Origin of the sequence: Bacteroides muris (ex Afrizal et al. 2022) (assembly GCF_004793475.1) — a bacterium.
GTDB lineage: Bacteria > Bacteroidota > Bacteroidia > Bacteroidales > Bacteroidaceae > Bacteroides > Bacteroides muris.
In genome coordinates this window covers 1-25,503 of the sequence record NZ_SRYZ01000003.1, presented here as the reverse complement: position 1 = coordinate 25,503, position 25,503 = coordinate 1, and the positions used below count along the sequence as shown (strand labels likewise).

Below are 25,503 nucleotides of genomic sequence, written 5' to 3'. Positions count from 1 at the left end.
TTGCCGTGGGGCTATCCGCAACGGGAAGTTCCGCACGTTGTGCAGATGAGGCAACCTTCCTGGTAGACTAGTGTCTCGTTGCCGCAGTTCGGGCATTTCTTGCCTTTGGCTTCCGTACCGTCCTGAACGTATTTCTTCAGGGCACGTTCCACACCGTTCTTCCAGGTGTTGATGTTTTCGCGGTCCAGTTGCAGTGAACCTACCAGCTTGATGACTTGCTCGATAGGCATGCGATAGCGCAATACACCGGAAATCAGTTTGGCATAGTTCCAATACTCCTTGTTGAACTTCTCGGACAGACCCTCGATGGTGACTTTGTATCCGCGCTTGTTCTCGAACTGGAAGTCGTAACGCTTGTTTCCGTGCTCATCCACATTCTTGATGATGTGGCCTGACACCACATTCTTCGGCAGGATGATGCCTTCATCATCGTCCAGCACACCGGTGAATATCTCGTAGGGATGATTGTCCAGCAAGCCGACGAATGCCACCCATTTCTCCTTGTTGTTCTGGAAGCGGACAACATCTGCATCCAATATTTTGGGTCGTGTTTCAACGATTGTAGGCGGTTTGCACGGAGGAAACTCGGACTTTTTGTTGCTCTTGGTAGAGATGAGCACACCAGAACGTGACCCGTCACGGTAGACAGTGCAGCCCTTGCATCCTGATTTCCATGCTTCTACATACAAGCGGTTCACGAGGTTTTCGTCCACGTCGTTCGGCAGGTTGATGGTTACGCTGATGGAGTGGTCTACCCATTTCTGGATACGTCCCTGCATCTTGACTTTCATCAGCCAGTCCACGTCGTTGGAGGTTGCTTTATAATAGGGTGATTTCTCTACCATGGCATCCACTTCTGCTTGCGTGTAGCGTTTGGCGGGATTGTACCCTTGTGCTTCCATCCAAGTCACGAACTTGGGGTGGAACACGATATATTCTTCAAAGGCATCTCCGGTTTCGTCGATGAAGTCCACATGAACGTTCGTATCGTTGGGATTCACTTTGCGGCGGCGCTTGTACACGGGCAGGAATACGGGTTCTATACCGGAGGTGGTTTGAGTCATCAGGCTGGTGGTGCCGGTCGGGGCGATGGTCAGACAAGCAATGTTGCGGCGTCCGTACTTCTTCATCTCCTCGTACATTTCCGGATCGGCTTCGCGCAGGCGGTTGATGAACGGGTTGTTCTTTTCGCGTTCTGTATCGTATACCTCGAATGCACCGCGTTCTTTGGCCATTTCTATGGACGAGCGATAGGCGTTGAGTGCCACCGTCTTGTGTACTTTCTCCGAGAACTCGGTTGCCTCTTCAGTACCATAACGCAGTCCCAGAGCGGCAAGCATGTCGCCTTCTGCTGTGATTCCTACACCGGTACGGCGGCCTTGGGCGCTTTTCTTGTAAATCTTCTGCCACAAAACGCGTTCTGTGTGCTTCACGTCTTCGCTTTCAGGGTCGGCATCTATCTTGCTCATGATACGCTCTATCTTTTCCAGCTCAAGGTCGATGATGTCGTCCATGATGCGTTGTGCCAAAGTTACATGCTTCTTGAATAGCTCAAAGTCAAAGTAGGCGTCCGGCTTGAACGGATTAACCACGTATGAGTAAAGGTTGATGGCGAGCAGACGGCAGGAGTCGTACGGGCACAGTGGGATTTCGCCGCATGGATTGGTGGATACGGTACGGTAGCCCAAATCTGCATAGCAGTCGGGCACGGACTCCTTTAATATGGTATCCCAGAACAACACACCGGGTTCTGCCGATTTCCACGCATTGTGCACAATCTTTTTCCATAATGCGGATGCGTCAATCTCTTTTTGGAATACCGGCTCTGTGGCGTCAATCGGATATTGCTGTGTATATGGTTTGCCCTCGATGGCGGCCTGCATGAAATCGTCGGTCAGTTTCACGGAAACGTTGGCTCCGGTCACCTTGCCCTCGGTCATTTTGGCATCGATGAAGGCTTCCGAGTCGGGGTGTTGGATAGATACGCTAAGCATCAGTGCGCCGCGGCGTCCATCCTGAGCTACTTCGCGTGTAGAGTTTGAATAGCGTTCCATGAAGGGAACCAAGCCGGTAGAGGTGAGTGCCGAATTCTTTACCGGTGAACCTTTCGGACGGATATGGGATAAGTCGTGTCCCACACCGCCACGGCGTTTCATCAGCTGTACTTGTTCTTCGTCTATCTTGAAGATGCCGCCATAAGAATCAGCTTCGCCGTCCACGCCGATGACAAAGCAGTTGGACAGAGAGGCTACCTGATAGTTGTTCCCGATTCCGGTCATAGGGCTTCCTTGCGGAACAATGTACTTGAAGTGGTCGAGCAAGCCGAAAAGTTCCTCTGAACTTAATGGATTGGGGTACTTGGCTTCAATGCGGGCTACCTCATTGGCTATTCGCCAATGCATGTCTTCCGGAGACTTTTCGTAAATATTTCCGAAAGAATCTTTGACCGCATATTTGTTTACCCAAACTCTGGCAGCCAATTCGTCGCCTTGGAAGTATTTTAAAGATTCTCCGTAGGCTTCGTCATAAGAATAATTTTTCTTTTCCACAATGTTGTATCTCTTAGGATTAGTAACAAAAAAGTAAAGTTGTAGAAGTTGTACTTTTTGTTAACAAATGTGAGTGCAAAGCTATGAATGTTTTTCAACTTGGCAAAATTAAAATGAATGTTTTTATTAACCGATGAACGGCTTTCTGTGAACAGGCGTTAATGTGTTGGTTTATAGATTTTTGTTTTTTTTGAATGGATAGATAAGTTTTCCAAAATGGAATTTATTAACAGCTTATTAATCTGAAAGGTTGTCGGTTTTGGCAAACATGAGATTAATTTTGTCTGCCATAAAGATGATAATTGTTCATTTCTTGTTGAAAAGATGGCTTTTCTTCAGGATATATGACAATAAAAAAAGTGTGAACTCTTGAGCGGATTGTTCATGGATTACATTATCTTTGCAAAAAAAGAAAGTATGGAAAGCTTGAAACAAAGGAGAACAATCCGAAAATATCAGCAGAAAGATATTTCTGTTGATTTGTTAAATGATTTGCTTGAAACCTCTTTCCGGGCTTCTACGGTCGGAAACATGCAGGTTTATAGCGTGATTGTGACGCGTGATGCAGAGCGTAAAGCCAAACTGGCGCCTGCACATTTCAATCAGCCGATGGTTCGGACGGCACCGGTATTGCTTACTTTCTGCATAGATTTGCGCCGTTTCAGCAAGTGGTGTAAGCAGCGTAAGGCTGAGCCGGGATATAACAACTTTGAGTGGTTTGTGACGGGGGCTATCGATACTTTGCTGGTGGCACAGACTTTTTGTGTGGCTGCCGAGAAGAAGGGACTGGGCATCTGTTATCTGGGAACTACCACTTACAACCCTCAGATGATTGTCGAAGCATTGGAATTGCCGGAATTGGTGTTTCCTATCACGACAGTCACAGTAGGATGGCCTGCCGAACAGCCGGAACAGGTGGATCGTTTGCCTCTGGAGGCTATTGTGCACGAGGAGTTTTATCACGATTATACCTCTCAGGATATTGACCGGTTGTATGCCTATAAGGAGTCGCTTTCCGAAAACAAGCAGTTTGTCTTGGAGAACAACAAGGAAACGCTGGCGCAGGTCTTTACAGATGTGCGTTATACAAAGAAAGACAATGAGGCAATGTCGGAGAATCTTTGGAAGGTAATGAAAGAGCAGGGCTTTTAGTGCCCTGCTCTTTTATTCTGTCAGGTAAATTGTATTTTCTTTTAGTTTTGCTTTTTCAGCGCAGACTGAATCTCGTCGATTTCCGCGCGGAATGATTTGTCTACCTCTTTCAGCTCCTTGATGGTTTTGCATGCATGCAATACGGTGGCATGGTCTTTATGCCCAATTAACGCACCGATTTTTGCAGTAGAGAAGTCTGTATAGTTTTTGGCTAAATACATGGCTATTTGCCGTGCTTGCACTACTTCCCGCTTTCTGGATTTTGTGTGGATAGTGGCGGTTTCCAATCCGAAATGCTTGCATACGGTGTTGATGATTTCATCGACAGTCACCGCCTTGCTTTCGCTGTTCACCACTTTGCGGACGATACGTTGCGTCAGTTCCAGGTCTATTTCTTTATTGTATATGGTGGAATGCGCCATAATGGAAATAACGATACCCTCCAGGTCACGTACGCTGTCTCCCACGTTCTCTGCAATATAGTCAATCACTTCTTGGGGGAACTGCAGCCCGTCACGGTGTATCTTGTTACGAAGAATGTTTTTGCGGAGCTCTACGGTAGGTTTTTCCAGCTCAGCCACCATTCCCCATTTGAAACGCGTAATCAGACGTTCTTCCATGCCTTGCAACAATACCGGTGCACGGTCGGAGGTAAGGATAAGCTGCTTGCCGTTTTGATGCAGATGGTTGAAGATATGGAAGAATGTATTCTGAGTCTTGGTTACGCCGGCAAATTCCTGAATATCGTCAATGATTAGAATATCAATGGTTTGGTAGAAGTTTATGAAGTCGTTAGTCGTGTTGTTACGTACGGAATCGGTGTATTGCACTTGGAATAGGTGCGCAGATACATACAACACTCTTTTTTCCGGGTATAGTTCCTTGATTTTGGTTCCGATGGCATTGGCAAGGTGGGTCTTGCCTACACCTGATGCTCCGTATAGGAACAGCGGATTGAAGATTGTCTTAGCCGGATTGAGAGCGACAGCTTCTGCAACACTGCGTGACAGCTTGTTGCTGTAACCTTCGATGAAGGTTTCGAAGTTGTATTCTGGGTTGAGGTGCGGGTCAAGTTCAGGAACGGGAATTTGCGGAATCCTTTTGTCCATCACTTGTTTCAGTGGAATGATGGTACGCTGTGTAGACTCCAAGTCGACGGTTTTCCGTGAGCTCTTGTCTACCATTACGTTGTACATCAATTTAGTTCCCTCGCCAATGACCTTATAGAGAGTCTTGCGCAACAAATCAACAAATTTGTCCTCCAAAAACTCATAAAAGAACTGGCTGGGCACTTGTACGACCAGCGTTTTGTCTTCATATTTTAAAGGTATGATGGGAAGAAACCATGTTTTGTATGTCTGCTCCGGAACATTGTCTCTGATGATTTCAAGACAGCGATTCCACAGCCCGACATGATTTATTTCACTCATAACGGCTAAATACATTTATTAATTAAGCATAACTTCTACGATTGCAAAATTGGCAATCTTATTCGAGAAAAACAAATTCTTTTTTTCTTGCGTTTTTAGGGAAAGTAATAAGGACTTTACTTTCAGCTACTTATCGGTTACTGTGGGTGTGTTCCTTATATAAGGTGTATTGCATTTTTCTAATGCTTTGTTATATAGTGTCTTATCTGGATTTGCATCTCTTGTTTCCCTTCTATGTCCGGAGCAGGAAAAAGCCCTTTTTCACTCCTTGTATAGAGCAAATGAGGGCTTTTCTTTTAATTCCTTTATTGGCTTATTATTTAGACAAAATCTATATAATATTTGTCTTTTACTTGTCTTTCTTGCCGAATAGGGAGAAATGGACATATCGTTTCGGATGCGATTTCAAGTCCTCCAATAAACTCGCCGCGTTGGCAGTTGTGGCATTCAGATTATTATATAGCGAAGGGTCGTTTAGCAAAAGTCCGACGGTATTGTCTTTCTGGTTCAACTTGTCTGTAACCATTTTTACATTGTTTAAAGTTGCGTCCACCTTTTGCATGGCGGCAGCATAATCTATCTCCTTTAAATTGTTGGAAATGAGTGCAAAGTTGTCTCCAATCGTATTGAGCTTGCCAGTCAGTTGTGGAATATCATCCTTCATTAGAGTTTGCAACTGGCGGCTTGTGGCGGCCATGCTTGCTGTTAAATCTTGCACATTATGCAGGGTTGCAGGGATGGCGGGGTCGGCCAGTATGACATTTAAGGATGCGAGGATGGAATCCAGCTTGGGCAGCATCTTTTCTACTTGCGGCATCATGGTGGCAACTTTTTCCATCATTCCGTTGTTCAGCACGCCGGGGATTGTGTCTCCAATCTGGTATTTCTCCCGTGGGTTATTGGCAAGCAGCAGGTTCATTTTCACACCGCCAAGCATTTCGGCTGCTAGCTCTGCCGTACTTCCTTTGGGAATACGCAGCTCGGGATTGACATCTATTTCGGCAACAACTTTGCCCGGTTGGGTATAATCGTAGTATAAATCGCGGACAATACCTACGCGGAAGCCGTCGGCAAAGACGGGGCTGGATTTTGTCAGTCCATTGACATTCTCGAACTTCACGTAGAAATAGCTGGAGGGCTTGAACATGTTTATGCCTTTCAGGTAGTTGATGCCGTATACCAATATGCAAAGTGCGGCTATACCTGCTATTCCTATTCTAACTTCTTTTGTAATATACTTCATGATGTATCTTTTGTTATTTATTCCTGTTCTTTTTAAATTCGTTGATGGCTGTGTTGATGTTTATCTTTTCTCCATTCTTGAATGCTATGATGAATGCGTCCTTGAATTTGTCCGTAATGCTACGTTTGCTGCGTAACACCTTGTTGTAATCGGGTGATGCACTGTACGTGTATTTGTAAATTCCGCCTTCTTTATAATAATCCACGTTTTTCAGCCCTTTCAGCCTTTTATCATTCTTGGCTAAAGGACGTGAAGATGTGAGTATCTGTATCTTAAACACAATACCACTCTGCTCTGTTTGGGAAACGGCTGCATTTTCTGACCTTTGCGGACGTTGAGCGGCTTGGCTGCTCTCTGCTTGAGGCGCATTTCTCTTTTCAGGTATAGCTGTGGTTGCGCTACCTTCTGTTTGAGCGGGCTCGGGTACATCTTCCGGAAGAATGGTATTGCTGCTTCCGTTCAACCGGATTTCCTGCTCGCGCTTATAGGTGAGGAAAGCGCGGAAGATACCGTTGGCAAGTGTGGTAGTGCCTGTTTCAGTATTAAGGTATCGCTCCTCTTCCGGTGTGGAGATGAATCCGAGCTCTACCAGTATGCTTGGCATGGCACTGGCTTTCAGCACCAGAAAACCTGCCTGGTGTACGCCCCGGTCCGTACGTTTGCAGGTTTGACGGAAATGCTTTTGTACGAGGGATGCGAGATGCACACTCTGTGACATGTATTTGTCCTGCATGAATTCGAAGATGATGTAAGACTCTGCCGAGTTGGGATTAAAGCCGGCATACCGTGTCTTGTAATCGCTTTCGTAAAGGATAACGGCATTCTCGCGTTTGGCTACTTCCAGGTTGGCATCCGATTTTGCCAGACCTAGTGTCCAGGTGGAGGCTCCTTTAGCTGTCCGGTTTTTGGCCAAGGCATTGGTATGTATGGAGATGAACAAGTCTGCTTTGGCATTATTGGCAATTTCGGCGCGTCGGTCCAGAGGAATGAATATGTCCCGGTCTCGCGTATAGATAACTTTTACGTCGGGACAGTTCTTCTTGATTTGTTTGCCAAGTTTGAGTGCGACATTCAGATTGATATTCTTCTCTTTGGAAATTTTTCCCACTGCACCCGGATCGTGTCCGCCGTGTCCGGGGTCTATAACGACAACGAAGTCTTTCGCTTCAGCGCTGCCACAGCAAAAGGGAGAGATAAGCATCCCTAAGCATATACTCATATATAATATATATCCTCTGTATAGTTTCATATAATTGTGCAAAGACAATGCTTTCTTTTTTGCTTGGCAAATGTAGTGGAAATTTATAGAAAACTAAAGGTTTATGTTCGGTTTTATTGTTCTACCTCTCATTTTTAATGGAATTAATGTCTGTGTGTGGTTCAATGTTTCGATAATATACGTAACTTTGCGGCAGATAATTAAAATAGCAAATCAAGTATGCTGGTTCGTTTTATAAAGAACTGGGCATTGCCTTTGGCAATGCTTGCCGGTACTTTGGGATATTTCTTTTTTGCAGACATTTCTTTTGTGGCGCCTGCCAAGCCTTATGTGAATGGGTTAGTGGCTTTCCTGACTCCGCTTTTGATTTTTTCCCAACTTCTGCTCACCTTCTGCAAGGTGGAGGTGCATGAACTGAAACCCAAATCGTGGCATGGATGGTTACTGCTGTTCCAGACGGTTTCTTGCTTGATTGTTGCGGTGTTGTTGGTGTGTTGCCCTATGGAGGAGGTCTACCGGGAAGTGTTTGAAGGTGCGATGGTCTGCCTCATTTGTCCCACTGCAACCGCTGCGGCTGTCATTACCGGTAAACTGGGTGGAAGCGCATCCAGCCTGACGACCTATACGTTGTTATCCAATCTTTTGGCGGCTGTGGCTGTTCCTTTGTTTTTCCCGTTGGTGGAGCCTCATGCTGACATTGCTTTTTTTGTTGCATTCCTGAAAATCCTGAGTAAGGTTTTTCCATTGTTGCTTTGTCCTTTCTTGCTGGCATGCTTCCTGCGCGCGTTTGTGCCGAAGGCGCATCACTGTCTGTTGGGGTTCCACGATGCCGCCTTCTATTTGTGGGCAGTGGCTCTTGCCATTGTCTCAGGGCAGACGGTGCGTTCGTTGGTCAATAGTGATGCACCGATATTTGTTGAACTGCTGATAGCCTTGGCGGGACTGATAACCTGCTGTATACAATTCTATTTGGGAAAGAGAATCGGCGGTCATTATGGTGAGCGCATCAGCGGAGGGCAGGCGCTGGGGCAAAAGAATACGGTGCTTGCCATCTGGATGGCATATACTTATCTTAATCCGTTATCTTCTGTGGGGCCGGGTTCGTATGTGTTGTGGCAAAACATCATCAATAGTTATCAGCTGTGGAAGAAAAGGAAAAATGAGATAAAATATTAAATATGAGATGTTTATATTTGATATTTGTTTTGTATAATTTCCTTTTCTCTTTGTTTAGCCAATACGCTTCGCTTTTATTGATACTGGAGTCGGAAACATAGGTAGCCATCTCAAGATTTTTAATTTGTAGGTTGTTGTACTGTTGGGTGTTTAGAAGAATAATTTGCAACAAAGTAAGCCTAATAAAAATAACCCTAAAAAGCATATTGTGAGAATTATATATGCCTTAAACAGGTAGATTCGGTCAGACTGTTCTTTTTCTATGGAGTTTTTACGGATTTCTTCCATCTTTTCAATGGAGACATTGGATAAATCAGTATTTCCCCCTTTGTTTGCAAGGTATTTATGATGTTCTTTCATCCTTTGTCTATTTAGTTTGCGAAGCTCACGGTTCTCTTTGTCTCGTTGTAGCATATCATTTACACAGCCTAATGTTCCCATTCTTCCCTTTATTTAATGTTCAATCTATTTCCTCTAATTCAATTGTAGTTATTTTCTTTTTGTCAAGACTTGCTTGTATTCCTGCATAGTGATATCCCGTATTGTCCTGTCATTTCATCGGGGCTTTTAAGAAATATGCCCCACATACCAAAGTTTTGCATCCATTCCATAGTCTCTTTATACATCCTGAAACGTATATGAAGTTTCAAGGAGGTGCTGGGATTATGTCTCTTTGTTGCCCGGCATCAGCAGTTCTTCTTCATTGTAGCGCGGTCGGTCCTTCACCTCAATGTATATTTTGCCGATGTATTCGCCCACAATCCCCAGCGACACAAGTATCACGCCTCCTACCAGCCAGACGGAAATTATCAGTGATGACCATCCGGGAACGGTGTTGTGCTGTATGTATGAGTAAAGCGTCCATCCGGTGACGCACAGCGCGACAAGGACGAATATGCAACCTATCCAGAAAATCATACGGACGGGTTTTACGGAAAAGGAAGTGATGCCGTCGATGGCAAAGTTGAGCATCTTACGGAAAGGATACTTTGACTCTCCGGCAAAGCGCTTGTCGCGGTTGTAGTACACACAGTCCGTTCGGTAACCGATGAGGGGAACCAGCCCCCGAAGAAAGAGGTTGCGTTCCCGGAAACGGCATAAGTGCTGCACAGCCCTCCGGCTCATCAGGCGGTAGTCGGCATGATTATAGACGGATTTTACTCCCATTGCCTTCATCAGCCGATAAAAGACCAAAGCGGTGTTGCGTTTGAAGAAAGTGTCGGTCTTCCGTTCTTTACGTACGCCATAGACGATGTCATTGCCCGCTTCATAGCTGTTTATCATGTCCGGAATCACCCGGATGTCGTCTTGCAAGTCTGCATCAATGGAAATGGCTATCTCGCAACGGTCTTTTACGGCATTGAGTCCGGCAAGCAGGGCATTCTGGTGGCCTACGTTTCCTGCGAGGTTCAGCCCGCAGGCGTATGCGCTGCTTCCGTGTAGCTCTTTGATGATGGTCCAGGTCCGGTCGGTACTTCCGTCATTTACATATAATATGTAGCTTTCCGGGGAAATCTGTCCGGCTTGTATCATTTGGTCGAACAATTGGCTCAATCGTTTATGGGTTTCGTGTAGCACTGCCTCTTCTTTGTAGCAAGGCACGACAACGGCAAGTATGGGTGAGTTTTCCATCATAAAAATAAATCTTTTTGCAATATTCGTAAGAAATCGGAAGAAAAGCAAATTATTGGATGTTGAAAATAGAAAGAACATGCAATAAAAAGTGAATTTTTGCAAGTGTTTATTGGGCTATAACTCCCTCTAACTTCCTCAAATGAAAAAAACATAGATTGTTGGTTGATTTATGAGCCGTTTCAGTTGCGAATGAAAAAAAGGAGTTATATTTGCGGAGGGAGGTATCTGAATCCTGCTGGAGGTGGGCATGGGTGCTGTTCGTATTCTATTTCGGCTATTTGGCTTGCTATACCCGGAGTTATTCCTTGAACTGGAGAAACTCCACAGTGCTGAAGCAGGATGTAAGTGATATTTTGAAACAAAGAGAAAAACAGCAGCTGGGGCCTGAGATTTGAGGCTGGCTGGGCTTTATAAACATTTTTAATTAACTAAAAATCTAAAGTTATGAAAACGAAAAAAATGCTTGTAGCAGCAGGTGCCTTTCTGTTGATGGGTGGAGTTGTAATGAATGTGAAGAATGCCTTGGAAGGACATGGGTTGCTTACCGCTTCATTGCATCCCAGTGTGCAGGCACAGGTGGGAGGAGTGGATGGAACAACGACCGGATTTGGGAAACAGGAGCAGACAAAGGTTAAATGCACCCGAAAGACTTATATTAAGAAAGGGGATGCAAGTGGATCCGGTAGCAATGTAGGAGGTTCTGCCGGTGCGGGGATTGAGGTTGGTAGTCCCGGATGGGGAGCAAATTTCGGTGCGACAATTACTGCCGATACTACGAATTATTCTGGTTCTTTCAGTGAAGAGTATATCGAAGTGACAGAAGAATTTGAGGCAACGAAATATTATTGTGGAGATCCTGCTTATGTTGTTGTATGCTCCATTACCAACCCCTGTGTGCAATAACCGTTGTAAGAGCTATGAGGACAGTTATTTATATATTGCTTTTGGCAACCCTTATAGGATGCCAAAAAAGAGGCCGTAATCTTTCTGAAGAGCCGATGGAGCATGTGGAAGATACCACAGCCATAGAATTGACTATCGACCTCAATAAAATTCCGGCTGTTCCTTTTGACAGCCTGATGGATGATGTGAAGTTTGTCCGTTTGCAGACAGATGAAAGGTGCTTGATTGGTGTTGTCAATCAAATGGTTTGTACGGACGATTACATTTTTGTAATGGATAGGGAAATGGCAAAGAGTGTCTTTTGCTTTGATATGCAAGGGCGCTTTGTCCGGAAAATAGGACAGGAGGGGGAAGGACCGGAAGAGTATATACGATTATGCAACATAGCTTTGTCTGCCGACAAGAAGCATCTGGTTATAGTGGATTGGGCCGCTAAGTTGCTGTACTATGATTTTGTTGGCGATTTGAAAAAGACGGTTCGTTTAGGAACGGGTACGAATCATTTTGAAGCCATTGAGGAAGTCGATGAACAGCTGATTGCAGGTTTTACTAACAGCGGTTTGAGTGAGGAAGAAACGCGTCCGATGCTGTACGTTGCCACTAATTCGGAGAAGCAGGAAATCCAATATAGGGCACTTCCCACTTATCAAACCAAATTGTTTCGGATAAACAATGGAATGTTCCCGTTCCGAAAATATGGGGATGATGTTTATTTGAATAGACCTTGGACGGAATCATTCTATAAAGTAGGAACAAACGGTTGTACGAAACTCTATCAGCTTGATATTGTGGGAGGAGGGTATCTGGAAATAACCAAGGATATAAATGATAATACTTATATAGAACTTTTAAATAGGACAGTCACCCTTGGCGATTACGTTTTCTGTAAAGATGTGTCAGTGTTCTTTTTCTCCGTTCCTAAAATCTATTGGCATCCTTTTGTCGTTCATAATCGTAAGACGGGCTCTATGCTTAGATGCTCGGGAAAGTACACGAATCCGCTGTTTGAATTTTATTCTACTCTGAATACACCCTTGGCCCGTCTGGGAGATAACACCTATGTGGTTCAACAGTCTGCTAATAGGGTTTTATCATTGAAAAAGAGAGTATATAATAGTCCGTTGATACAGGATGAAACATTGGAAAAACTATATGATGGATTGACAGAAGATAGCAATCCTGTGTTGTTTTTTTATCATTTGAGACATTGATACATGAATAGTACATTTTATAAATGGATTGGATGGATTGTCATTCTGTTTTTGCTGGGTACTAACGTATGGTTGGTGGGCAAACTTAGAACCTCTGCGGCATTTGTGGAGAAAGCACAGCAAAGAAGGAGGTAAGTGGAAGGATCACATATTGGTGATGGGCTCGTATGACAACAACAATGCCCTGAAGATTTTGCTGCAAAGGCTGGAGGTGCCGTTGGCCTTTTGCAATGTGCCGCAAGATGCAATCGGCTTGCCTGCCGAGCATGTGCATTTTCCTTATTGTTTCGTGCTCGAAGAGAACCTGGAAGTGAAGCATCTGTTTATTCCCGACAAGGTGGTTCCGATGCTGTCGGAAGAATATTTTAAATCAATTATTAACCATTATTATTCAGACGAATTATGAAGACGAAGAAAAGAATCATTATGAGTTGTGTTTTTATGTTGTGCAGTGTGTGCATGTTTTCACAAAATCGGCCAAAGAGGGATTACACCATGCTGATAGCCGCGACTGCCACCGAGACGCATGTTGAATCCGTGGACTTGGATGCCGTATGGAAAGACAGCTATAAGTACGTGATAGCCATGCCGGCAAATCCCAAGCTGAAGACCTACAACAAACTGCAAACCATGTTGCTGAATCCGGAATATACCAAAGACAATACGTTGGTATTCTGTTTGGGTGGAAACTTGTCGCTGACCAAGGAGGCGTGTGACGGAAGAGTGCCGGTGTACACCTTCTTGTTCCTTGGGAACAAGGACAGCGGAATCAAGTTCTATTCCATAGAAAAACTCAAGAATGCCGATTATGATTACAGGCTTATCCCGAAAGAGATCGATTGAGTGCTTGCTGCTTGTGCCGGTGGCCGTGGCCCTTGTGTACTGCACGTCCCGCTTCATTACGGCGGGATGTGTGTTCAATGGAGATTTTCCGCTTTATCTCCGTCAGGCCTTGTGCGTGTGGCAGGGAGATGCGGAAAAAGTGCTGCATGACATGCAGCAGATGATAGATATGTCTACCTACCAACGCTATTCTCCGGTGCTTTATCCTTGGGGAAGTCCCCTTCTTCTGTCTGTACCTTTGAAATGTTTCGGGATGGACTATCAAGCGTTCAAAATCACAGAAACCGTTTTCTTTATAGGTGCGTTGGCGGTTTTCTATTTGCTGTTCAGGCAAAGGGAGAAGAATGGGCTGCTGCCTTTGGCTGCCGTCATTTTGTTGGGGTTCAATACTTTCTACCTGTACTTTTGCAATTATGTATCGTGCGAACTGTTTTTCTTGTTTTTTATCGCCGCTTCGCTTTGGGGCATACATCGTTGCTATGGCAACGGGCAATGCCGTTCCGGTGCACTTCCTCTGCTGTTGGGAGTGCTGCTACTCTTTACGGCACAGATACGCACTGAAGGATATGTCTTGTTCGCCTCCTTGATGGTGGCGCAGCTCCGGAGCGGGTGCCGCGGCCGGAGGCTTATGCTGCCATATCTCTCTGCTGCGCTGTTTTTTTTTATGTTGGAATTATTGTTTCCCCAGCGGCTATCTCAGCCACTTTCATCACTTGGAGTATGTCACACTGGCGGTGATATGGCAGAATTTGCAAAGCTTCTTCTTTAATCCCGGCATATTGATGGCCTTTCCTCACTTCTCTTTTTGTATCGCTTTCTGGCTCTTCACGGGAGTGGGGCTTGCTTGCTGCATACGCCGCTATCCGGTGGAGATTGCTTATTTCCTGCCCGTATGCCTTCTCCTGATTGTGTGGCCCTATAATGAGATACGCTATTGGACACATGTCTTTCCGTTCGCCCTTCTCTTCTTCCTGAAGGGAATGGAATGGGCTGTGGAATATGGCGGAGCCTGCTGGGGGAAGCGGGCCTTTGCGGTTGTTTCGGGCCTCTTGTGTGTGAACATGCTATGCAATGTGGCGACTGTGGTCAAGGCGGAAGCGCCTGTTTATACTTCCCTTAATCCCGACATAGAATCGGAAGATGCCCGCGAGGTGTTCGGATATCTGAACCTTCATTCATCTCCCGATGATGTGGTGGCCTGTGGAGAAAGTCGCGCCATTTATCTATATACCGGACGTCTGTCGTGCAATCTGTCCGGGAAGTTGGATGATATGCAGGCTACTGCAGATTGGTATGTCGAGTTTCTTTTTCGCCAGACTTACCTGCAATATCCTCACTCCACTTTCAGAGAAAACAGGTACCGCTTCGAGAAGGTGTTGCAAAACAATACTTTTGCCGTTTACAGAATTGTAAAACCTTGAAAATAGTACCCTATGAAGAATGTGGATTTTTCTGTCGTAATGCCCTGCCTGAATGAAGAAAAGACTTTGGGCTCTTGCATAAGAAAGGCGCATGAGTTCTTCTGGAACTTATGTCATTATGGGAGATTCGGACGACAGCTATGATTTCTCCGCCCTCTCCCTGTTCACCGAAAAATTGTCGGAAGGGTACGATTTGGTGATGGGAAACCGTTTTTCCGGAGGCATAAAGCCGGATGCCATGCCTTTTCTTCACCGTTATCTGGGAAATCCGGTCCTCTCTTTCATGGGGCGTGTCTTGTTCCATATCCCGATACAGGATTTTCATTGCGGCTTGCGTGGCTTCAGAAGAAGTGCCTATGAGCAGTGGGGTGTCACTGCAACAGGAATGGAATTTGCATCCGAAATGGTGGTGAAGGCTGCGCTCTGCCGTCATTCCCTATGCGAAGTCCCCACCATATTATATCCTGACGGACGGGAACGACATCCCCACCTTCGTTCCTGGAGGGACGGGTACAGGCATTTCCGCTTATTGTCAGGATTATACTTTGAACAAAAGAATATGTCCGCCCGGCATTTTTCACGATATTTTGTCGTGGCTTTGCTGTTGGTACTGTTGATAAAGATGCTTGTCGGGGAACCTGTCAAGGTAGCTTCTTGCAGTATGTTGCCCACTCTGAAACCTCAGGAATGGATATGGTGCGACAAAGCTTCGTATGGCGCGTTGATGCCCAGAAGATTTATTGAAACTCCTTTACTGAACCTGCTCTGCTTTATACCTGGCGTGATGCAGAAAGATACCGTTAGGGACTGGGGGTATAGACGCATGGTCGGATTTAGAGAACCGGAAAGGCTGGATGTTGTTATCTTTAAGCGCGGAAAAGGGAATAACTTGTATATAAAGCGGATTATCGGTATGCCCGGAGATACTTTAAGAATGCAGGATGGAAAAGTGTACGTCAATGGGCAGGCCTTGAAAGATACCGGTTCAAAGTATTCTTCTTATGATGTTTTTTCGGATATAGTGGTTGCTCCCAAACACTATTTTGTCATGGGAGATTTCAGAAGCAATTCTTATGATAGCCGGAGGTTCGGATGCATCTGCTGGGAAGATATTGTGGGGAGAATGGCTTCCGACTAGCGGGGCTTGAAAACAAACCGCACCAGCAGGAAGTTGACCGGAATGACAATGGCGAAAACCGGAACGGGGGCTAAGGGCTTGGGGAGCTCCATCCAGAGAAAGGCATTTAATAATCCTATGTGCAACAGATAGTTGAACAGATGTGCTCCTCCGAATCCGAACGCTTTTCTCCATGAAGGCTTGCGGCCGAAGGTAAAGTAAGCGGTCAGATAGAAATTGGCGATGAAGCTGAGGGCATATCCCAGTGTATAGGCTATATTTACATTGATAACCTGTTGCAACACAAAATACAATCCGTAGTGCAGAGTTGTTGCAAGGATGCCCACCATTACGAAGCGTACAAATTCCGGTAGTTGTTTCAGCTGCTTCATCTTGACATTAAATATCTACTCTCTGTTACTATTATCATTAGGGGAGCAAAGTTAGGTATTGTCTCCGAATTATTTGTAATTTTGCCGTATGAAATAAGTTGCATCTTAGCAAATTGCAAATAAATTTGCATCTGCTTTCGGTTTGCGCTATCTTTGCGCCCAGAAAACATAAAAAACAAATAAGGTATGTCGGACAGAAAGAAGGCGTTCTGGTTTATTGCGCTGCTGAGTGTGCTTGTGGTTGTTCCCTTTTTGGGAGAAACCATTTTTTATTCCAAGGGAGAACCGCGAGAGGCGATTGTTGCCTTTTCTATGCTGGAGAGTGGAAATTGGATACTTCCGGTGAACTATGGTACTGATATTGCTTATAAACCCCCTTTCTTCTACTGGTCAATAGCTGCCATCTCTTCCCTTTTTGGAGAAGTGACGGAGTTTTCCGCCCGTTTCCCGTCTGCATTGGCTTTTTTAGCCATGCAGTTGGTGTTCTTTGCCTTTGTGGCAAAACGTAAAAACCTCCAAACGGCGTTTCTGACTTCTATCCTTCTTTTGTCTTCTTTCGAGGTGCATCGGGCTGCTGTCGCTTGCCGGGTCGATATGGTTCAGGTCGCCTTCATCGTTATTTCCCTTTGCCTGCTGTTCCGCTGGGATGAGAAGGGATGCCGCGGAGTGCCCTGGCTTGCGGTACTGCTGATGGGATGTGCTACGTTGACCAAAGGACCGGTAGGTTTCATATTCCCTTGTGCATGTATCGGCGTTTATCAGTTGTTGCGCGGACGTTCCTTCTGGAAAGCGTTTTTCTCGTTGGCAGGTATCGGCCTGCTTTCTTTTGTTCCTTATTTTGCTTGGGTATACGTAGCTTACAGACAAGGTGGACAACCGTTCCTCGATTTGGTTCTGGAGGAGAATACCGGGCGGTTTATGGGCAAAATGTCCTACGAGTCCCATGAAAATCCTATATGGTATAATTTCCTGACTTTGATTTGGGGATGGATTCCCTGGACGTTGGTCTTGGTAATTTCCTTGTTTGGCTTGAAGTGGAAAAACATGCGTTGCCTGCCGGAAGGGGAGACCCTGCTGTTGCGGTTGAAGAAGGGCTGGACTGCTTTCCGCAACCAGTCTCCGGTACAACTGTTCACGTGGTTGGTCATTCTGATAATCTTTGTCTTCTACTGCATCCCCAAGAGTAAGCGGAGTGTTTATCTACTTCCCATCTATCCGTTTATGGCAGTGCTGATAGCTGAGTATCTGTTGGCTTTAGTACAAAAGGGGGCACGGGCTCTTAGGATTTGTGCAATCATCTTTGTTTCTTTGGGCTTGTTGCTTACGCTTGTTTTTGTCGTAGTTCGTCTGGGCCTGGTTCCCGACAGTATTTTTGGAAGCGGACGCCATGCCGCTGAGAATGTAGCCTTTATGCATGCGTTGGAGGATGTGGCTTTGTCTGTTCCAAAGTGGCTCCTGGTGGCACTTCCCGTAGTAGCCACTGTCTGCACATTACGCATGGTGATAAAGCGTGCGGATAGCCGGTCATTATTATATGCTATAGCAGGATGTATGCTTTGCCTTTTCGTATCATTGGATTCGGTTTATCAGCCTACGGTGCTGGCTGTGAAATCAGATAAACATCTGGCTGAGAGGGTCAATGCGTATGTTCCGGAAGGTGTGGTCTATTCTTACTCGAAAATGAGTTTCTATGGCGTCAACTTTTATCTGAATGACCGCATGCGGCATATTGAAAAGGAACATCCGGCCAGTGGGGAGGGATATTTGTTGGTTCCCGTAAAAGAGGAGGAGAATATGTTGAAAGAGTTGGAGCAGGCGTATAATCTGGAAAAGATATTCCGTACAGACAGACGCAGTTGTGATATACGTAATGAAATCTGCATGTATAAATTCAGGGCGTTTGATAATTGACGATTTATAACTCATAATTACAACTTATAATTTAAAATGAATCCGATAGATATCATTAACAAATATTATCTGGAAGAGAATGAGTTGCGGCATATACTGTTGACGCACAGCCGTTCCGTAGCCGACAAGTCGTTGTGGATTGCCAATCGCCATCCGGAACTTTCATTGGATAAGGATTTTCTGTATGAGGCTGCCATGTTGCACGATATAGGCATTTTTCTTACAGATGCGCCAGGCATTTATTGTTTTGGTGACAAGCCTTATATTTGTCACGGTTATTTGGGAGCCGACTTGATGCGTGGTGAAGGCTATCCCCGCCATGCTTTGGTTTGTGAACGTCATACGGGTGCCGGACTTTCATTGGAGGGAATCATTGCACAGGATTTACCTGTGCCGCATCGCGAAATGGTTCCGGTTAGTTTGGAAGAACAAGTTATCTGTTTTGCCGATAAGTTTTATTCAAAAACTCATTTGGAAAAGGAGAAAAGTGTGGAAAAAGCCCGTAAAAGTTTGGAACGTTATGGTGAAAAAGGGGTACGTCGCTTTGATAATTGGTGCGAACTGTTCTTGTAGCAATCTAAATTTCTTTAAAAAGGGAAATTATCCGTATAAATTACGTACTTTTGCCCCTCCAAGCGTAAACTATTAGTTAATGACGCCATTGAAAGCAAATACATTCATATCATTCATACTACTATTCGTCTTACTTCTTTTCTCCGGTGGGGCTGTTTCTCAGCATCGTAGAGGGAAGGTAGTCCTTCCGAATATTCAGCGGACAGATACGTTGCAAGTAGGGGATAGTTTGCAGATGGGAGACTCCCTGCAAGGGGGAAAGGGGCTTCCTGCCGATTCGTTGCAACAAGATACGGTAGCGGCTGAGCCTCCCAAGAAGGATGCATTGGATGCTCCCGTAGCCTATGAAGCCAATGACTCCATTGTATTTACACAGAGTGGGTTTGCCCATCTTTACGGTCAGGGAAAGGTTAGCTATCCGGGTGCTGACCTGGAGGCTGATATCATCTCCATGGATATGGACAACAGTACGGTTTTTGCCCGTGGTGTGGTAGATTCAGTGGGAACATCCAAGGGAAGACCGGTCTTCAAAGACGGAGACACCTCCTACGAAACCGATACTATCCGCTATAACTTCAAGAGTAAAAGAGGTCTTATCAGCAATGTTGTCAGCCAGCAGGGCGAGGGATATGTGACCGGTAATAATGCCAAGAAGGGGAATAATGATGAACTCTATATGAAAAGCGGTCGTTATACGACTTGTGACCATCATGACCACCCCCACTTTTATATGCAGATGACATACGCCAAGGTACGTCCGAAAAAGAATGTGGTGACGGGACCAGCCTATCTGGTAGTAGAGGATGTACCCCTTCCTCTTGCCGTGCCGTTTTTCTTTTTCCCTTTCTCGAGCAGTTACCAGTCCGGTTTTCTGATGCCTACCTATATGGATGATTCCAATCGTGGCTTCGGTCTGACGGATGGCGGATACTACTTCGCCATCAGTGACCAAATGGATTTGAAACTGAGGGCGGACATCTTTACGAAAGGTTCTTGGGCGCTGAATATGGAGTCGAACTATGCGAAGCGTTACAAATATTCCGGTTTGCTACAGGCAAGCTATCAGGTGACCAAGACAGGTGACAAAGGCTTGCCCGACTACTCCGTTGCCAAAGACTTCAAGGTGGTGTGGTCTCATCGGCAGGATCCGAAAGCGAGCCCCAATTCTACTTTTTCCGCCAGTGTCAACTTTGCTACCAGTAGTTATGAGCGTACCAATATCGGCAATATGTACAACTCCCAGGCAATGTCACAGAATACCAAGACTTCCAGTGTCAGCTATTCGCGTAACTTTCCCGACCAGCATCTGAGCATCTCCGCTTCAGGTAATATTGCCCAGACCATGCGTGACTCTTCTATCGCGGTGACTTTGCCGGACATGACCATTTCCTTGAGTACCATTTTCCCTTTCAAACGTAAGCATGCAGTGGGAGATGAAAAGTGGTATGAGAAGATTTCCGTTCGCTATACCGGCCGTGTGAAGAACAGCATCAAGACGAAGGACAATCTGTTGTTCAAGAAGAACCTGATACGCGATTGGGAGAACGGTATGCAGCATGAGATTCCGGTAAGTGCCACATTTACCTTGTTCAAGTACTTCAATGTGACACCTACCGTAAACTATACGGAGCGTTGGTACACCCGCAAGGTGAAGAAGGACTGGGACGGTGAGCAAGGTAAGGAGGTGAATGATACAACCTACGGCTTTCACCGTGTATACGACTACAGTGCCAGTCTGGGCATCAATACCAAAGTTTATGGTATGTACAAGCCATTGTTTATGAAGAAGAAGGAGATACAGATACGTCACGTCATCACTCCCTCCGTCAGTTTCAGCGCTGCGCCCGATTTCACTTCCTCCCGTTTTGGCTATTATGACTCTTATATAAAAGACCAGAACGGTATTCGTGATACCGTGCAGTATTCCTATTATGCCGGTCAGGTGTTCAGTCCGCCAAGTGGGGGAAAGCAGGGGCTTATCAGCTTCAATGTTTCCAACAACCTTGAAATGAAGTTCAAGGATAAGAATGACTCTATCCGCAAGGTGAGTCTGATTGACGATTTGAGTATGGGCATCAGTTACAACACGGCCGCCCAGGTGCGTCCTTGGAGTGACTTGAGTTTTAATCTCCGTCTGAAGTTGAGCAAGAGCTATACGTTGAGCATGAGCTCTACCTTTGCTACCTATGCTTACGAGTTTGACGAGAACGGAAGGGTAGTGCCCGGTAACCGTACGGAATGGTCTTATGGTCGTTTTGGCCGTTGGTCTGGATATGGTACGTCGTTCAGTTGGACTGTGAACAATGATTCGTGGAAGAAAATAAGGAACTTCTTCACCGGTCAGAAGGATGACGAGGAGCAGGACCAAGACCAGAATGCCTCGGCGGAGGGAGACAGTGACATGGAGGGAGAAACTACTGAAGATGGCACTCCGAAGAAGAAGAAGGAAAAGGCTGCTGCCGATGCTGATGGCTATCAGGTGTTCAAGATGCCTTGGTCAATCAATTTCAGTACCGGTTTTAATATTACGGAAGATACTAGTAAGCCCATTAATCGTAAGAACATGCGCTATCCGTACAAATTCAGCCTGAACTCCCTTAATATAAACGGTAACGTCAAGCTTACCAACAAATGGGCTGTCAGCTTCAATTCCGGTTATGACTTCAATGCGAAGGAGATAACGCAGACCGCTTTCAACATCACACGTGACCTGCACTGTTTCAGTATGACGGCTGCCCTATCACCTTTCGGACGCTGGAAGTACTATAACTTTACTATCCGTGCCAATGCAAGCATTCTGCAGGATTTGAAATGGGAACAGAGAAGTCAGACTCAAAGTAACATTCAATGGTATTAATCCTTACCAAACGATTTCCTTTTCTCCGTGCTCTCTCAGGTAGTCATTTGTTTTGCTGAAATGCTTGTTCCCGAAGAAACCGTTATAGGCGGATAGGGGAGACGGATGTGCGGAGGTAAGTACCAGATGTCTGTTGCGGTCGATGAATGCTCCTTTGCGTTGGGCATAGGCCCCCCAAAGAATGAATACAAGATGCTCTTTTTCTTCGGCGAGAATGCGGATGGCCGCATCTGTAAATGTTTCCCAACCGCGGTTTTGATGAGAACCGGCCTGGTGTGCACGTACTGTGAGGGTAGCATTGAGCAGCAATATGCCTTGCTCTGCCCAGCGTGTCAGATTGCCGGTAGTGGGGGCATCAGTGCCAATGTCATTTTTTATTTCCTTGAAAATATTGAGTAGGGAAGGTGGGAAGGGGACACCGTCATTTACGGAGAAACAAAGTCCGTGTGCTTGTCCCGGACCATGATAGGGGTCTTGACCGATTATTACGACTTTCACTTTGTCGAAAGGGCATAGATTGAATGCGTTGAATATCAGCTTTCCCGGAGGATATATTGCATATTTTCCATATTCGTCCCGTACAAAATCAGTCAATGTACGGAAATAATCTTTCTCAAATTCTGATTGCAGATGTGCTTTCCAGCTTTCTTCTATTTGAACATTCATAATTGGAACTGTTAGTAGTTTAGGATGCTAAAGTACAAAATAAAAAATAAAGTCCAACCTTTTGACGGGTTGAACTTTACATTATATGACGGGATAAATGCATATCAAATCAGGTGTATATTGTGTTCTTTGCACTCTTTGCGCATATCCTCCGGCCAGATACTGGCTTGTATTTCACCTATATGCGCCTTGCGCAGATAGAACATGCAGAGGCGGGACTGTCCTATACCGCCACCGATGGAAAGCGGCAGTGTATCATTCATCAAGCGTTTGTGGAAGTAAAGTTCCAGGCGTTCCTCTTCTCCTTCCTCTTTGAGCTGGCGAAGCAAGGCTTCCTTGTCTACACGGATACCCATGGAGGAAAGTTCGATGCTGCGTTGCAGGATGTGGTCCCATAGCAAGAGGTCGCCATTCAGTCCGGGGAGGTCGTTCAGCCCTTTGCTGGTATAGTCGTCGTAGTCCGGAGCACGTCCGTCATGCTTCTTTCCGTCACTCAGCTTGCATCCGATACCGATGATGAACACTGCACCGTATTTTCTGCAAATGGCATGTTCGCGGCATTTGGGTTTCAAGTCCGGATACAATTGGCGCAGTTCTTCGGCATGAATGAAGTGAAGTTTCCGGGGCAGGCAAGGCTTGATTTGCGGATACATTTCATATACCATATATTCTGTGCGCACCATGGCTGCATAGATGCGGTTTACTATCTCCTTGAGGAATTCCACATTGCGGTCTTCGGCAGTAATGACGCGTTCCCAGTCCCACTGGTCTACATAAAGGGAATGCAGATTGCCCAGTTCTTCATCGGCACGGATGGCATTCATGTCTGTGTATATGCCATATCCCGGTTCGATATGATATTCGGCAAGCGTGAGGCGTTTCCATTTGGCGAGAGAGTGCACCACTTCAGCCTTGGCGTCGCCCAAATCTTTGATAGGGAAAGTCACAGCACGTTCCACTCCATTGAGGTCGTCATTGATACCCATTCCTTTCAATACGAACAGTGGAGCTGTCACGCGTCGCAAACGCAGTTCGGAAGAAAGGTTCAATTGGAAGAACTCTTTAATTTGTTTAATCCCTAATTCAGTCTGTTTTAAGTCCAATAAAGGTTTGTAACCTTCAGGTGTTATCAGGTAACTCATAAATTTATTTAGTGTAACTTCTGTTAAATTGTTTGGCAAAGATAGAAATAATATTGATACTTGTTTTTATTTTGCGGAAAAAAAGAACAAAATGTTTGTATAATTGCGGTTGCTCTTCTCAAAGTAATAATGAAGATATTCCTTGATTTGATATAAAAAGCGTTTGAATGTTAGGAATTAGCTAATTTTTTTATACTTTTGCATCCACATTTGGCTCCGTAGCTTAGTGAATAGAGCGTCAGATTCCGGTTCTGAAGGTCGTGCGTTTGAATCGCACCGGGGTCACACAAGAAAGGAACTCCCTTTGCATGAATACTTTGCAAAGGGAGTTCTTTTTTATACAATACATCCAGAAAAGTCAACCATACGGTTCTCTTTCTTGTTATAATTTCCATAGAGTTAGAGGTATGAAACAAATAGAAGGTGTGGAGGCTACTCAGGTGGGATATGTCAATGGAAATATAGCCAATCCTACCTATCAGCAGGTATGTACCTGCAACCCGCCCGGGTGAAAAAGAGGAAAGTTATCCGGTTCTTTATTTGCTGGACGGTGATTCTTTTTTTCATTCGGTGGTAGGTTTTACTCGCTTGTTTTCCACCTCCAAAGTTTCTTCCTTACCGCCCTGTATCGTTGTGGCTGTCCTGAATACAAACAGAACCAGAGACTTAACGCCAACCTGTTCTGCTGCCCGGCGTGACGGAACTGTCCGTCCGGGCGATAAACCGGAAGGGGGTGGGGCAGGACAATTTTGCCGTTTTCTGACGGAGGAGCTACGCCCCGCAGTGGAACAAAACTTGCCGGTGAATGGACAACACTTGTTGGCCGGACATTCTTATGCCGGGTTGTTCACGCTGCATGTTTTGCTGAATTATCCCGGTGCATTTGATACATACATTGCCATAGACCCCAGTTTATGGTGGGATAAAGGATATTTTCAGAAACAGGTAGAACGGCAGGTAGATAAGGTTGACTTTTCAGGAAAGCAACTGTATGTTGCGTTTGCCACTCAGCCGCGTCCTGATAGGAAGCTGATTCACTTTCCCCTGACAGATGATTTTATAGGGAGTGCAGTTCCTCGTATGGAGAAGCGGCATTTGCGGGTGGTATCAAAAAAGTTCCCGGAAGAGACGCATGGAACGGTTGCTCTTCCGGGATTTTATGACGGACTGAAAACGTTGTTCTTCCGTTCTGCGGTTGGAATTTCTCTGCCGAACAAACCTCTCTGAAAAAAACTCTATTTTTCAGTAAGCTGAATGATATGCGCCATTCTACTAAGAGGACTACCTATACCATGGTGAGGTCTGCCAAAATCCTGAAAGCGTCATAGCCTGAGTCGCCTTTCGGCAGGAAGCGCCGTTTCCTTATAAATCAGTATTTTCAGCTCCGGAGAAGGTTGAGCGTCCTTCTCCGGACACACTGATTAAAAAACTGCAAAAGTGCAGCCGGGGCTTCGTTGACTCCGGGCAATTGAAATATAGTACAGCCACTGTTTTCAGCTTCTTGATACTTTATAATCTACATATTCTAAATCTTTCTTGTCATCAATCGTCAATGTCAATCACCCTCATTTTAGAGTCAAATGTAATTTCCCAACGATTAGACAACTTTATCTCATACTCATTGTCATCGTACTCAATCTGAAGAATTCTTGCATCCGGATAATTGGTCTTTACATAGTTACGTATCGCTTCCGGTACAATCTGTGCAGGAACTCCACTTTGTCTGCATCGTACCTCCTTCCATTCTCCCGATTTATCAAATTCTACCTTCTCCCCATTCGTAAACACCACATCATAGCTTTTATAAAACATTCCCGACTCTAATTTAGCCATTGCCACCTTATGGTCTTTAAAGTAAGTCTTGATAAATGTCTGCGCCTTCGCCGGTAACTGGCTCACCTCTATCGGCTTATCATTATCCGCCATTACCATTGTGTGCACTGCAAACATGCAAACCAACATTATAACTAACTTTTTCATACTTCTCTATTTTTTTAATAATAAATACTTAAGTACATGACAAAAATTTGAAAACATCGAATTTTGGGGTATAAGTCGGACGC

The 25,503-nt window shown here is 45.3% G+C and carries 23 protein-coding genes, 1 tRNA gene and 1 pseudogene; 15 read left to right on the top strand and 10 right to left on the bottom strand.

What is annotated here, in order from left to right:
• Positions 1–11: 11 nt before the first annotated feature.
• Complete coding sequence (locus E5355_RS02210) at positions 12–2,549, bottom strand: adenosylcobalamin-dependent ribonucleoside-diphosphate reductase (protein ID WP_136009005.1); 2,538 nt, start codon at positions 2,547–2,549, stop codon at positions 12–14.
• Between the two features lie 417 nt (positions 2,550–2,966).
• Between E5355_RS02210 and E5355_RS02205 the strand changes: the two genes are divergently transcribed.
• Entirely contained in the window at positions 2,967–3,701 is a 735-nt protein-coding gene (locus E5355_RS02205) for an NADPH-dependent oxidoreductase (RefSeq protein ID WP_136009004.1), read from the top strand.
• Positions 3,702–3,742: 41 nt separating this feature from the next.
• Here E5355_RS02205 and dnaA read toward each other — a convergent pair whose 3' ends face one another.
• From dnaA to E5355_RS02190, 3 genes are all read right to left on the bottom strand, one after another.
• Positions 3,743–5,131 (bottom strand): chromosomal replication initiator protein DnaA, encoded by a 1,389-nt coding sequence (gene dnaA / locus E5355_RS02200; protein WP_136009003.1) that lies wholly within the window; start codon positions 5,129–5,131, stop codon positions 3,743–3,745.
• 349 nt (positions 5,132–5,480) lie between these two features.
• Positions 5,481–6,374: an MlaD family protein gene (locus E5355_RS02195; RefSeq protein WP_136009002.1), complete on the bottom strand. Its 894-nt coding sequence runs from the start codon at positions 6,372–6,374 to the stop codon at positions 5,481–5,483.
• A gap of 13 nt (positions 6,375–6,387) precedes the next feature.
• Positions 6,388–7,623: an N-acetylmuramoyl-L-alanine amidase family protein gene (locus E5355_RS02190; protein WP_136009001.1), complete on the bottom strand. Its 1,236-nt coding sequence runs from the start codon at positions 7,621–7,623 to the stop codon at positions 6,388–6,390.
• Positions 7,624–7,812: 189 nt separating this feature from the next.
• On the opposite strand from E5355_RS02190, the gene E5355_RS02185 reads away from it, so the two are divergent.
• Complete coding sequence (locus E5355_RS02185; RefSeq protein WP_136009000.1) at positions 7,813–8,769, top strand: transporter; 957 nt, start codon at positions 7,813–7,815, stop codon at positions 8,767–8,769.
• Between the two features lie 150 nt (positions 8,770–8,919).
• Here E5355_RS02185 and E5355_RS02180 read toward each other — a convergent pair whose 3' ends face one another.
• Together E5355_RS02180 and E5355_RS02175 are read right to left on the bottom strand one after the other, a co-directional pair.
• Positions 8,920–9,210 carry a hypothetical protein gene (locus E5355_RS02180; protein ID WP_136008999.1) on the bottom strand — a complete coding sequence of 97 codons (291 nt, stop codon included), beginning with the start codon at positions 9,208–9,210 and terminating at the stop codon, positions 8,920–8,922.
• Positions 9,211–9,432: 222 nt separating this feature from the next.
• The gene (locus E5355_RS02175) at positions 9,433–10,404 is read right to left on the bottom strand and encodes a glycosyltransferase family 2 protein (RefSeq protein ID WP_136008998.1); all 972 of its coding nucleotides are present in this window, start codon (positions 10,402–10,404) and stop codon (positions 9,433–9,435) included.
• 444 nt (positions 10,405–10,848) lie between these two features.
• Here E5355_RS02175 and E5355_RS02170 point away from each other — a divergent pair, with 444 nt between their 5' ends.
• The 7 genes from E5355_RS02170 to lepB all read left to right on the top strand — a co-directional run bounded on the left by E5355_RS02170 (position 10,849) and on the right by lepB (position 15,920).
• A complete protein-coding gene (locus tag E5355_RS02170) occupies positions 10,849–11,307 on the top strand; it encodes a hypothetical protein (protein WP_136008997.1) in 459 nt (152 codons plus the stop codon).
• A 14-nt stretch (positions 11,308–11,321) separates the two neighbouring features.
• On the top strand, positions 11,322–12,518 hold the full coding sequence (locus E5355_RS02165; protein ID WP_168354257.1) for a 6-bladed beta-propeller: 1,197 nt from the start codon (positions 11,322–11,324) through the stop codon (positions 12,516–12,518).
• Between the two features lie 28 nt (positions 12,519–12,546).
• Complete coding sequence (locus E5355_RS02160; RefSeq protein WP_136008995.1) at positions 12,547–12,924, top strand: hypothetical protein; 378 nt, start codon at positions 12,547–12,549, stop codon at positions 12,922–12,924.
• Positions 12,925–13,013: 89 nt separating this feature from the next.
• The gene (locus E5355_RS02155) at positions 13,014–13,361 is read left to right on the top strand and encodes a hypothetical protein (protein WP_136008994.1); all 348 of its coding nucleotides are present in this window, start codon (positions 13,014–13,016) and stop codon (positions 13,359–13,361) included.
• Positions 13,327–14,130 (top strand): hypothetical protein, encoded by an 804-nt coding sequence (locus E5355_RS02150; protein WP_136008993.1) that lies wholly within the window; start codon positions 13,327–13,329, stop codon positions 14,128–14,130. The genes E5355_RS02155 and E5355_RS02150 overlap by 35 nt, the downstream gene beginning before the upstream one ends.
• A 13-nt stretch (positions 14,131–14,143) precedes the next feature.
• Positions 14,144–14,782, top strand: a complete 639-nt coding sequence (locus tag E5355_RS02145; RefSeq protein ID WP_136008992.1) for a hypothetical protein — start codon at positions 14,144–14,146, stop codon at positions 14,780–14,782.
• Between the two features lie 91 nt (positions 14,783–14,873).
• Positions 14,874–15,920, top strand: a complete 1,047-nt coding sequence (lepB, locus tag E5355_RS19625) for a signal peptidase I (protein ID WP_210434509.1) — start codon at positions 14,874–14,876, stop codon at positions 15,918–15,920.
• On the opposite strand, the gene E5355_RS02130 is transcribed toward lepB, so the two are convergent.
• The gene (locus E5355_RS02130) at positions 15,917–16,291 is read right to left on the bottom strand and encodes a GtrA family protein (protein ID WP_136008991.1); all 375 of its coding nucleotides are present in this window, start codon (positions 16,289–16,291) and stop codon (positions 15,917–15,919) included. The two genes, lepB and E5355_RS02130, sit on opposite strands and share 4 nt — an antisense overlap.
• Positions 16,292–16,477: 186 nt before the next feature.
• Here E5355_RS02130 and E5355_RS02125 point away from each other — a divergent pair, with 186 nt between their 5' ends.
• From E5355_RS02125 to E5355_RS02115, 3 genes are all read left to right on the top strand, one after another.
• On the top strand, positions 16,478–18,202 hold the full coding sequence (locus E5355_RS02125) for an ArnT family glycosyltransferase (RefSeq protein WP_136008990.1): 1,725 nt from the start codon (positions 16,478–16,480) through the stop codon (positions 18,200–18,202).
• A gap of 36 nt (positions 18,203–18,238) precedes the next feature.
• A complete protein-coding gene (locus E5355_RS02120; RefSeq protein WP_136008989.1) occupies positions 18,239–18,775 on the top strand; it encodes an HD domain-containing protein in 537 nt (178 codons plus the stop codon).
• A gap of 79 nt (positions 18,776–18,854) precedes the next feature.
• Complete coding sequence (locus E5355_RS02115) at positions 18,855–21,632, top strand: putative LPS assembly protein LptD (RefSeq protein WP_136008988.1); 2,778 nt, start codon at positions 18,855–18,857, stop codon at positions 21,630–21,632.
• Between the two features lie 3 nt (positions 21,633–21,635).
• Here the strand turns inward: E5355_RS02115 and ung are convergent, their stop codons facing one another.
• Together ung and asnA are read right to left on the bottom strand one after the other, a co-directional pair.
• Positions 21,636–22,298, bottom strand: a complete 663-nt coding sequence (gene ung / locus E5355_RS02110; RefSeq protein ID WP_136008987.1) for a uracil-DNA glycosylase — start codon at positions 22,296–22,298, stop codon at positions 21,636–21,638.
• A 104-nt stretch (positions 22,299–22,402) separates the two neighbouring features.
• A complete protein-coding gene (gene asnA, locus E5355_RS02105) occupies positions 22,403–23,440 on the bottom strand; it encodes an aspartate--ammonia ligase (protein WP_136008986.1) in 1,038 nt (345 codons plus the stop codon).
• Positions 23,441–23,652: 212 nt separating this feature from the next.
• On the opposite strand from asnA, the gene E5355_RS02100 reads away from it, so the two are divergent.
• From E5355_RS02100 to E5355_RS02090, 3 genes and pseudogenes are all read left to right on the top strand, one after another.
• Positions 23,653–23,725: transfer RNA gene (locus E5355_RS02100), tRNA-Arg, on the top strand.
• Between the two features lie 122 nt (positions 23,726–23,847).
• Positions 23,848–23,934: pseudogene (locus tag E5355_RS19755) on the top strand (peptide-methionine (S)-S-oxide reductase); the annotation flags it as partial.
• Positions 23,909–24,667 (top strand): alpha/beta hydrolase, encoded by a 759-nt coding sequence (locus E5355_RS02090; RefSeq protein ID WP_246866877.1) that lies wholly within the window; start codon positions 23,909–23,911, stop codon positions 24,665–24,667. The pseudogene E5355_RS19755 and the gene E5355_RS02090, both read left to right, overlap by 26 nt.
• 315 nt (positions 24,668–24,982) lie before the next feature.
• On the opposite strand, the gene E5355_RS02085 is transcribed toward E5355_RS02090, so the two are convergent.
• Positions 24,983–25,420, bottom strand: a complete 438-nt coding sequence (locus E5355_RS02085; RefSeq protein WP_136008985.1) for a PepSY-like domain-containing protein — start codon at positions 25,418–25,420, stop codon at positions 24,983–24,985.
• Positions 25,421–25,503 lie beyond the last annotated feature (83 nt).